The 9,271-nt window shown below is 70.6% G+C and carries 6 protein-coding genes; 1 reads left to right on the top strand and 5 read right to left on the bottom strand.

The genetic code is table 11. The features are described from left to right. Positions 1-1,491 (top strand): cation:proton antiporter domain-containing protein (locus tag ABS772_RS04725; protein ID WP_350392536.1); only part of this gene is annotated, 1,491 nt, incomplete at its 5' end. Positions 1,492-1,698: 207 nt separating this feature from the next. On the opposite strand, the gene ABS772_RS04720 is transcribed toward ABS772_RS04725, so the two are convergent. From ABS772_RS04720 to ABS772_RS04700, 5 genes are all read right to left on the bottom strand, one after another. Further along, positions 1,699-2,826, bottom strand: coding sequence for a helix-turn-helix transcriptional regulator (locus ABS772_RS04720; protein WP_350392535.1), 1,128 nt, complete (start codon positions 2,824-2,826; stop codon positions 1,699-1,701). Between the two features lie 310 nt (positions 2,827-3,136). Then, positions 3,137-5,317: a glycine--tRNA ligase subunit beta gene (gene glyS, locus ABS772_RS04715; protein ID WP_350392533.1), complete on the bottom strand. Its 2,181-nt coding sequence runs from the start codon at positions 5,315-5,317 to the stop codon at positions 3,137-3,139. A 168-nt stretch (positions 5,318-5,485) separates the two neighbouring features. Further along, complete coding sequence (locus tag ABS772_RS04710; protein ID WP_350392531.1) at positions 5,486-7,375, bottom strand: PhoX family protein; 1,890 nt, start codon at positions 7,373-7,375, stop codon at positions 5,486-5,488. Between the two features lie 99 nt (positions 7,376-7,474). Continuing rightward, a complete protein-coding gene (locus ABS772_RS04705) occupies positions 7,475-7,930 on the bottom strand; it encodes a DUF3828 domain-containing protein (protein ID WP_350392529.1) in 456 nt (151 codons plus the stop codon). A gap of 1 nt (position 7,931) precedes the next feature. After that, complete coding sequence (locus ABS772_RS04700; protein ID WP_350392527.1) at positions 7,932-8,870, bottom strand: glycine--tRNA ligase subunit alpha; 939 nt, start codon at positions 8,868-8,870, stop codon at positions 7,932-7,934. Positions 8,871-9,271: the final 401 nt, after the last annotated feature.

Raw genomic sequence — 9,271 nt, 5'->3', positions numbered from 1 at the left:
GGCTTCGGCTGGGGCGCGGGGGCGGGCCTCGTCTTCGGGCTGGCGCTCTCGGTGGCGAGCACCGTCGTGCTGCTGCGGGCGCTCGAAGGGCGCGGCCTCCTCGACACCGACAAGGGCCGCATCGCCGTCGGCTGGCTGATCGTCGAGGATCTCGCCATGGTGGTGGCCCTCGTGCTGCTACCGGCGCTGGCGCCCTCCCTCGGCGGGAACACGGTCGGGATGGCGGGCCATCACGTCGGGCCGGATCACGGCCTGTGGCTCACGCTGGGGCTGACGCTGGCCAAGGTCGGGGTGTTCGTCGCCGTGATGCTCATCGGCGGACGCCGGGTCGTTCCCTACCTGCTGGCGCTCGCCGCCCGCACCGGCTCGCGGGAGCTGTTCACCCTGGCCGTGCTGGCGAGCGCGGTGGGCATCGCCTACGCCTCCTCCGAACTGTTCGGCGTGTCCTTCGCCCTCGGCGCCTTCTTCGCCGGCATGGTGCTCGCCGAATCGGACCTCAGCCATCAGGCGGCGGCCGATTCCCTGCCGTTGCAGGACGCCTTCGCAGTCCTGTTCTTCGTCTCGGTCGGCATGCTGTTCGATCCGGGAATCGTCCTGACGGCGCCGCTCTCGATCCTCGGCGTGGTCGGCGTGATCGTGCTCGGCAAGTCGCTCGCGGCCATCGCCATCGTCCTCGCCTTCGGCCATCCCGTCGGCACGGCGCTCACCATCGCCGCGAGCCTCGCGCAGATCGGCGAGTTCTCGTTCATCCTCGCCGGCCTCGGCATCTCCCTGAAGCTGCTGCCGCCGGAGGGGCGCGACCTGATCCTCGGTGGCGCGCTCCTGTCGATCACCCTCAACCCGCTGTTCTTCGTCCTGGCCGACCGGGTGTCGCGCTGGCTCGGCGAGCGGCCGGAACTGCGCCGCCGCCTCGAGCGCCGCGCCGCCGCGCCGCTGCCGGTGCGCGCCGCCCCCGCGCTGCACGACCACGCGGTGATCATCGGCTACGGCCGCGTCGGCAGCGCCATCGGCAAGGCGCTTCAGGATTGGAGCCTGCCCTTCGTCGTGGTGGAGCGCGACCGGCGCCGGGTCGAGGATCTGCGGGCGCAGGGCGTGCCGGCGGTGTTCGGCGACGCCACCGCGCCGGGCATCCTGGATGCCGCCGACATCGCCACCGCCCGCCTCGTCGTGGTGGCGACCCCGGACCCGCACCAGGCGCGGCGGCTGCTCGCCAAGGCCCGCGCCGCCAATCCGGGCATCGACAGCGTGGTGCGCACCCACAGCGACAGCGAGCGCCGCCGGCTGGAGGAGGACGGCGTCGGCCTCGTCCTGATGGCCGAGCGGGAACTGGCGCTCGGCATGATGACCTACGCGCTCCGCAGCCTCGGCATCCGCGAGGGCGAGGCGCGGCTGTTCGTGGATTCGAGCCGCTCCGAGAGCCAGGGAACGCCGGTCGCCGAGCCGGAGCAGCCCGCCCCCGAACTGCGCCAGCGCCGGGATGAGCCCGAGTAGGGCGGGATGGTTGTCAGACGATCTCCGGTTGATTCCTTCGATGCCCCTTCCGGTCATTCCGGGGCGCTGACAAGCGAACCCGGAATCCACGACTGGCCTGGGACGCCATGTTCCAGCTGCGCATCACGGGTGGATCCCGGGTTCCGCTGCGCGGCCCCGGGATGACGGGGGTGGGGCAAAACCCGAACCAATCAATCGGAAACCGTATCACAGGCTGTCGAGGCGGGTGATGAAGACCGCGAGCTCGCTCTGTCGGCGGATCGCGAGCTTGCCGTAGACGGCCTTGAGCTGGCTGCGCACCGTGCTCTCGCTGACGGCGAACTGCTCCGCGACCTCCCGCGGTGCGAATCCCTGTCCGACCAGGGCGGCGACCCGCGCCTCGGCCCGGGTGAGGCCGAGCTGTTCCAGCAGCGGCTCGATCGGGCGCGTGGCCGGCGCGAGCAGGTCGCGCAGCAGCAGCACCACGCCGCCCCCGAGACCGGCGCCGGCCACCGGAAACGGGTCGCCGCCGCGCAGGGGCAGCGCTTCGACGGAGAGCGGGCGCCCGCCGCCCCGGCGGCGCAGAAGGAGGATGTCCTGCCGCGGCCATGCCCGGTCCGGCAGGATGTCGGCCAGGAAGCGGTCGAAGCGCGCGCTCTCGACGGGCTCCGCCGCCTCCGGCACGGCGCCGCCGCGCAGGGCGATGTAGCCGGCCGCCAGCCGCTCCGCCGCCGGGCTGACGAGCCGGACGCGGCCGCGGGCGTCGAGGATGACGATTCCCGCCCGCATCCGCTCCAGGGCGGAGGTGAGCCCCTCCGCCTCTCGGCGCATGTCCCCGACGAGCGCCGTGAGCCGGAAGGCGCGGATCACGTGCGGGCCGACGAGCCCCAGCCGCTCGACCTCGAACCCTTCGAACGGGCCTTTCCGAACGTCGCGGGGCGCGCTGAACGACAGGGTGTGACGGTCCATCGGGTCGGCGCCGACATAGGCGCAGAGATTGCCGAGGCGGTGCCGGTCGATGAAGTGCTGGAAGAACGGATCGGTGCGCTTCCGGTCCGGCTCGATGTACATCTCGTCGACCATGACCGCGCCCGGCCGCAGCAGGCCGCGCTCGCGGCCGAGGCGGATGCGCGTGTCGTGCTGCCACCAGCCGCCGGCGCCGTAATCGACCCCGACATCGGCGATCCGCTCGGATGCCAAGGTCTGCGCCGTGCGCGCCGGATCGTGAGACACGATGACGGTCCCACGCGCCCCGAGCGCATCGGCGAGCCCGTCGAGTGCGCCGGACCACTTCTCCGGATCGAGGGCCGCCGCGTAGCACGCGTCGATCAGAACAAGAGGATCAAAACCCGACATCGACCGATACGAGACACGCCGACCCGATCGCGTCGGGCCGGCGTCTCCAGACCTTCGTTTTGACGCGCTTTCTTTCGCAGAACCGGCATCCACGACGTCGGAAAGCGCTCGGAGTGGAACGTTACCAGATCTTAAGCATGTTTCGATGCGAACGGCGATTGCCGATCAGCCGTAATTCACACCCTGGGAATAAGGTTTGACTTGCCGATCTACTTTTGTCTGAAATTGTACAGTGGCGCCGGGATGCCCGGATCGCCAGGCCGACGCCGAGCGCCCGGGTCGCAACGCGGACCCGGCCGGTCTCTCCTCGTCAGCCCTCGATGCGGGAGAAGTCGGCGACCTCGCGGGTGGCGGCGCGCAGGGCGTTGAGCAGCAGGAGCCGGTTCCGGCGCAGGGCCGGGTCGTCGGCGTTGACGGTGACCTTCTCGAAGAAGGCGTCCACCGGTGCCCGCAGCCGCGACAGCGCCCGCATCGCCCCCGAAAAATCCTCGGCCGCCACCGCTGCGGACGCCTCCTCGCGCGCCGCGGCCAGCGCCTCGGCGAGCGCCCGCTCCTCCGGCTGGCCGGAGGCGGCGAGCGCCGCATCGGGGGCCTCGTCGTAGGCGCGGCCGTCCTTCTTCTCCTCGATGCGCAGGATGTTGGCCGCGCGCTTGTAGCCGGCGAGCAGGTTCCTGCCGTCGTCCGTTCCCAGGAACTCGCCCAGCGCCTCGACGCGACGGACGACCATCAGCAGGTCGTCCTGGCCGGGCAGGGCGAAGACGGCGTCGATCAGGTCGTGGCGGGCGCCCTGGTCGCGGAGATAGACCTTGAGGCGGTCGGCGAGGAAGGCGAGAAGATCCTTTGCCCGAGGATCGACGAGGACATCCGTCTCCTCGATCCCGGCGCCAACATGCGACCCGTCTCCGGACAGGTCCATGACGACGGCGAGCTTGCCCGGTTGCTCGTCGAAGGCATCCCAGATCGGCCCGTCGAGGAGCGGCAGACGCAGCCCATTCTCCAGGATCAGCCGAATCACGCCCAGCGCCGCGCGCCGCAGGCCGAACGGATCCTTGCTGCCGGTCGGCTTCTCGTCGATGGACCAGAAACCGGCCAGCACATCGAGCTTGTCGGCCATCGCCACCGCGATGGAGACGATCTCCGTCGGCACGCGGTCGCTCGGGCCGAGCGGCTTGTAATGCTCCTCGATGGCGGCTGCGACGCGCGGGTCTTCGCCTTGCAGGGTCGCGTATTTGCGACCCATCAGTCCCTGCAGCTCCGGAAACTCGCCCACCATCTCGGTCACGAGATCAGCTTTGGCGAGGCGCGCCGCGCGCTCCACCAGATCGGGATCGAGCTGGAAATCGATCGCGGAGGCGATCCGTCGCGCCAGCCCGGCGATGCGGGCGACGCGCTCACCCTGCGTGCCGAGCTTCTCGTGGAAGACGATCGTGTCGAGCTTCGGCAACCGATCTTCTAACTTCGTGGCCTTGTCGGTCTCCCAGAAGAACTTTGCGTCCGAGAGCCGGGCGCGCACCACGCGCTCGTTGCCGGCGGTGATCGCCGCGCCGCCGTCGGAGGCGATGAGGTTCGAGACCAGCAGGAAGGCCGGCGCCAGCTCCTCCGAGCCGGATTTGCGCAGCACGAAGCACTTCTGGTTGGCGCGGATCGTCGCGCGGATCGCCTCGGCCGGAATCTCCAGAAAGCGCTCCTCGAAGGAGCCCATCAGCACCACGGGCCGCTCCACCAGCCCGGCGACCTCCTCCAGCAGGCCCTCGTCCTCCACGAGGTCGAGGCCGCGGGCGAAGGCGAGATCCTTCGCGTCGTGCAGGATGATGTCCTTGCGCCGGTCGGCGTCGAGGATCACGTCGGCGCGCTCTAGCGCCTGCGCGTAGTCGTCGAAGCGGCGCACCTCGAACGGCTCGGGCGCGAGGAAGCGGTGGCCGACCGTGACCGTGCCGGCCGCGATCCCGTCGACCGAGAACGGCACGGTCTCCGGCGTCTCGGTCTCGGGGCCGAAGGTCGCGACGATCGATTGCAGCGGGCGCACCCAGCGTAAGGAGCCTGCTTGCGCCGAGGCCGCGCCCCAGCGCATCGATTTCGGCCAGGGGAAGCTTTTGATGATGCCCGGCAGGATCTCGGCCAGCACGTCCAGCGTCTCGCGGCCGGGCCGCTCGATCACCGCGAGGTAGAACTCGCCCTTCTTCGGATCGGTGACGGTGGTGGCCTGATCGAGGCTCGACAGCCCCGCGCTCTTGAGAAAGCCCTGCACGGCGGCGTCCGGCGCGCCGACGCGGGGGCCGCGCCGCTCCTCGCGCACGGCCTCGCCGCGCGGGGGCAGACCGGCGACGTGCAGCGCCAGCCGCCGCGGCGTCGCGAAGGCCTTGGCGCCCTCGTAGAGGAAACCGCGCTCGACCAGCGCGTCGGTGACGAGCTTCCTCAGATCCTCGGCCGCACGCCGCTGCATGCGCGCGGGGATCTCTTCGGAGCGGAGTTCGAGCAGGAGGTCAGGCATGCGCGCGGGAATAGCCGGCCGCTTTAGCCGCGTCGAGATGGGGGACGGGCCCTGTCTGTCAACGCCGCCGCTTCGTCAGGATGAGCGCGAGGGCGTGGCGATTATAACAAACACCGTGTTTGTGATCATCGCGCCTCCACCGATTGTCATTTCTGACAATCCGGCCCGTCACCCGATCCGCCCGCCGCCCGTGCGCCGCACCGCCACCACGGACGGCCGCGGCGGCATGTCCGGCGAAAAGTCCGGCCAGCGGGTCGAAGGCCTTTCGTAGGAACCGAGCGCGCCCTCCTCGTCGGGCTCGCCGGGGTGCTGGACGGCGACGAAGAAGGTCTCGTCGTCGGGGGTGAAGCAGGGGCCGCACATCTCCGCGCCCACCGGCACCCGCAGGAAGTGGCGCGCCGTGCCCCGGCGCGGCCCCTCCGTCTCCACCGCCCAGATGCCGTCGGCGCGGCCGGTGGCGCGGCGGTTGTTGCCGTCGGTGGCGATCCAGAGCCGGCCGCGGCCGTCGAAGGCGCAGTTGTCGGGCATGCCGAACCAGCCGTTCTCGGTGGTGAGGGCGGAGAAGCTCGCTTTGACGTCCGGCTTCGAAGGGTCGCCGCACCGCACCAGCACCTCCCAGCGGAAGGTGTCGGCGCCGTGGTCGGTGCCGTCGGGGGCGATCTCGATGACGTGGCCGAAGGCGTTGGGACCGCGCGGGTTGCTCGGATCGGTCTGGTCGGCGGTGCGCTTCACGTTGTTGGTCAGCATCACGTAGACGCGGCCGGTGCGCGGGTTCGCCTCGATGTCCTCGGGCCGGTCCATCGGCGTGGCGCCGAGCTGCTTGGCGGCGCGGCGGGTCTCGATCAGCACGTCGGCCTGGGAGGCGAAGCCGTTCTCCGCGACGAGCCCCTTCGCCCCTTGGACCAGCGGCAGCCAGCGGCCGGTGCCGTCCGGCTCGAACCGGGCGACGCTGAGAGTGCCGGAATCGAGCAGGTCGGCGTTGGCGCCGCGCTCAGCCTGCACGCGGCCGTCGCTGACGAAGCGGTAGACGTGCTGGAAGCGCTCGTCGTCGCCGAGATAGACGACGTAGCGCCCGTCGAGCGACCGGGCGCCCGCCGCGCCCTCGTGCTTGAAGCGGCCGAGCGCCGTGCGCTTCTTCGGGGTCGAGCCCGGATCGAACGGATCGATCTCGACCACCCAGCCGAAGCGGTTCGGCTCGTTCGGGGTTTGCGTGAGATCGAAGCGCGGATGGAAGCGGCTCCAGGCATATTGCAGGCTGCCCATGCCGATGGCCTTGGCGTTGGCGGCCTCCGGATGCTCGGCGGGGAGGGCGCCGCCGAAATAGTAGTTGATGTTCTCTTCGCCCGAGAGCCACGTGCCCCAGGGCGTGACGCCGCCCGAGCAGTTGTTGATCATGCCGAGGACCCGCCGGCCGCTCGGATCGGCCTCGGTCACGAGGCGGGGATGGCCGGCCGCCGGGCCGGTGAGGTCGATCGGCGTCTGCGCGGTGATGCGGCGGGTATAGGGCGAGCCGCTCACCGGGCGCCAGCCGTCGGCCTCGCGGACGATCTCCACCACCGAACCGCCATGGGCGGCCATCTCGACCGCGACCTGTTCCGGGCTCAAGCCGGCGATCACGCCCTTGCGGTCGGCGGCCTGGAGGCCGGGAAACATCAGCTCGGCATTCGTGTACTCGTGGTTGACCACGAGCAGGCCGCGCCGGCCCTCCTGATCGAGGGGGATGAAGCCGACGAAATCGTTGTTGTAGCCGAACTGGCGCTCCTGATTCGCGGCGCTCTGCTTCCTCGGATCGAAGGTGGGCGCGCCGGGAAACAGCGGATCGCCCCAGCGCAGCAGCGGCTTCGCCTCGTAGCCCTCGGCGACGTGCAGGTGCTCATCGACGCCGGCGGTCAGTTCCGGGAAGTCGAAGGCGGGGGCGTCGGCCGCCGCAGCCGGTGTGGCCTGCGGTGCGATCCCGGCGGCGAGGGCGGCGGCGAGCGAGCCGCGCATCAGGTCGCGCCGGGAGAAGCGGTGCGCGATCACCGCGTCGAGGGTCGGGGCATCGGGCAGGTCGGACATCGTGCGCGTCTCATCAGCCTTCGAATGGCGGCGCGCCTACGCCCCTCAGATGTCGCTTCGATGACGGAGACAGCCCTCGGATGTGCGGCTTGGCCCGCGCTACTGCAGCGGCTCCGAGAGGATGGCGATCAGATCCCAGGTCTCCCCCTTCAGCGAGCGGACATTGGCGATCTTCCAGGCGCCCGCCTCGCGCACGAGGCTGTAGCGCAGCTCCTGCAGACCGCCGTTGCGGAACGTCGCCCGCACCTCGGCCCGGTCGCCCTCGCTCGAGAGCGGCGCGAGCGTCAGCGACTTCGCGAAGCCCGGCTCGGTGTCCTGGCCGTTCACGTGGAAGGCGAAGCCGAGCCGCCCGACCTCGCCCTTCGCCTCGCGCTGGTCGCGCTCGTAGAGGGTGCGCAGCCGCTTCACGTAGAAGCGCACCGCGTTGATGTCGTCCGCCGCGTAGAAGGCCCGCACGGTCTCTACCGGATCGGTCGCGGATTGCGCGAGGGCCGGCCCGGCGAGGAGCCCGAAGGCAAGGGGCAGGGCGAGGGCGAGGACGGCGCGGCGGCGCATCTCAGGCCGCGGCGGCGTGACCGCCGGCCTCGGTCTTCAGCCACGCGGCGCCGCAGGCCTTGGCCAGCTCGCGCACCCGCAGGATGTAGCTCTGGCGCTCGGTGACCGAGATGACGCCGCGGGCGTCGAGCAGGTTGAAGACGTGGCTCGCCTTGATGCACTGGTCGTAGGCCGGCTGCACGATGCGGTGGCGCGCGCCGTCCGTTTCGGGGGCGCCGGCGTCGAGGTAGGCGCGGCAGGCCTTCTCCGCGTCGGCGAAGTGGCGGAACAGCATCGCCGTGTCGGCGGCCTCGAAGTTGTGGCGGGAATATTCCTGCTCGGCCTGGAGGAAGACGTCGCCGTAGGTGACCCGCTCGTCGCCCTCGCCGCCGTTGAAGTTGAGATCGTAGACGTTCTCCACGCCCTGCACGTACATCGCCAGCCGCTCGAGACCGTAGGTCAGCTCGCCGGCCACGGGCGCGCACTCGAAGCCCGCGACCTGCTGGAAGTAGGTGAACTGGCTCACTTCCATGCCGTCGCACCAGCATTCCCAGCCCAGGCCCCAGGCGCCGAGGGTCGGGCTCTCCCAATCGTCCTCGACGAAGCGGATGTCGTGGAGCTTGAGATCGACGCCGATGGCCTCCAGCGAGGCGAGGTAGAGCTCTTGGAGGTTCGGCGGGTTCGGCTTCAGGATCACCTGGAACTGGTAATAGTGCTGCAGCCGGTTCGGGTTCTCGCCGTAGCGCCCGTCCTTCGGGCGGCGGGAGGGCTGCACGTAGGCCGCCTTCCAGGGCTTCGGGCCGAGCGCCCGCAGGGTGGTGGCCGGATGGAAGGTGCCCGCGCCGACCTCCATGTCGTAGGGCTGGAGGATCACGCAGCCCTTGGCCGCCCAGAAGCGCTGCAGCGTCAGGATCAGGCCCTGGAACGAGCGTTTGGGCGAAAGGTCGGCGTCGCTCGACATGAAAGATCCGGCAGGTGGGAAGCTGCCGGACCGTTTAAGAGCGGGGGGCGGGGTGTCAAGCGACGGCACCCCGCAGGTCGGTCAGGTCCGCGGCGCGGAGCGGCCGAAGGTCCGCTTGTCCTTGCGCTCCTTCGGAACGGCCTCGACCACCGGCTTCGCCGCCAGGAGGCGTTTCACGCGTTCGTTGAAGTCGGACGAAGAGACGGGGCGTGCGCCCCCCTTTTCCGGAGCAAGAGCCATGTCGGCCTCCGCTTGAACGCCCAAGGCACGGAATTGCGCGGAGGGTGTCCCTGATATGGGGCGCCGGCCGGCTTTTGCGAGCCGGAGGCCCCGTACGGGGCACGCCGCGGGCCCCCCGGTGCGTCCCGGCACATCTTTTTGCGGTTCGAGGGCTCAGAGCG

It is taken from the genome of Methylorubrum podarium (assembly GCF_040270385.1).
GTDB classification, from domain to species: domain Bacteria; phylum Pseudomonadota; class Alphaproteobacteria; order Rhizobiales; family Beijerinckiaceae; genus Methylobacterium; species Methylobacterium podarium.
This window is presented reverse-complemented; position numbering and strand designations above follow the sequence as displayed.

Coding starts and splice junctions, on each gene's coding strand:
- ABS772_RS04720 (WP_350392535.1), bottom strand. CDS start 2,826: ATGTCGGGTTTTGATCCTCTTGTTCTGATCGACGCGTGCTACGCGGCG.
- glyS (WP_350392533.1), bottom strand. CDS start 5,317: ATGCCTGACCTCCTGCTCGAACTCCGCTCCGAAGAGATCCCCGCGCGC.
- ABS772_RS04710 (WP_350392531.1), bottom strand. CDS start 7,375: ATGTCCGACCTGCCCGATGCCCCGACCCTCGACGCGGTGATCGCGCAC.
- ABS772_RS04705 (WP_350392529.1), bottom strand. CDS start 7,930: ATGCGCCGCCGCGCCGTCCTCGCCCTCGCCCTGCCCCTTGCCTTCGGG.
- ABS772_RS04700 (WP_350392527.1), bottom strand. CDS start 8,870: ATGTCGAGCGACGCCGACCTTTCGCCCAAACGCTCGTTCCAGGGCCTG.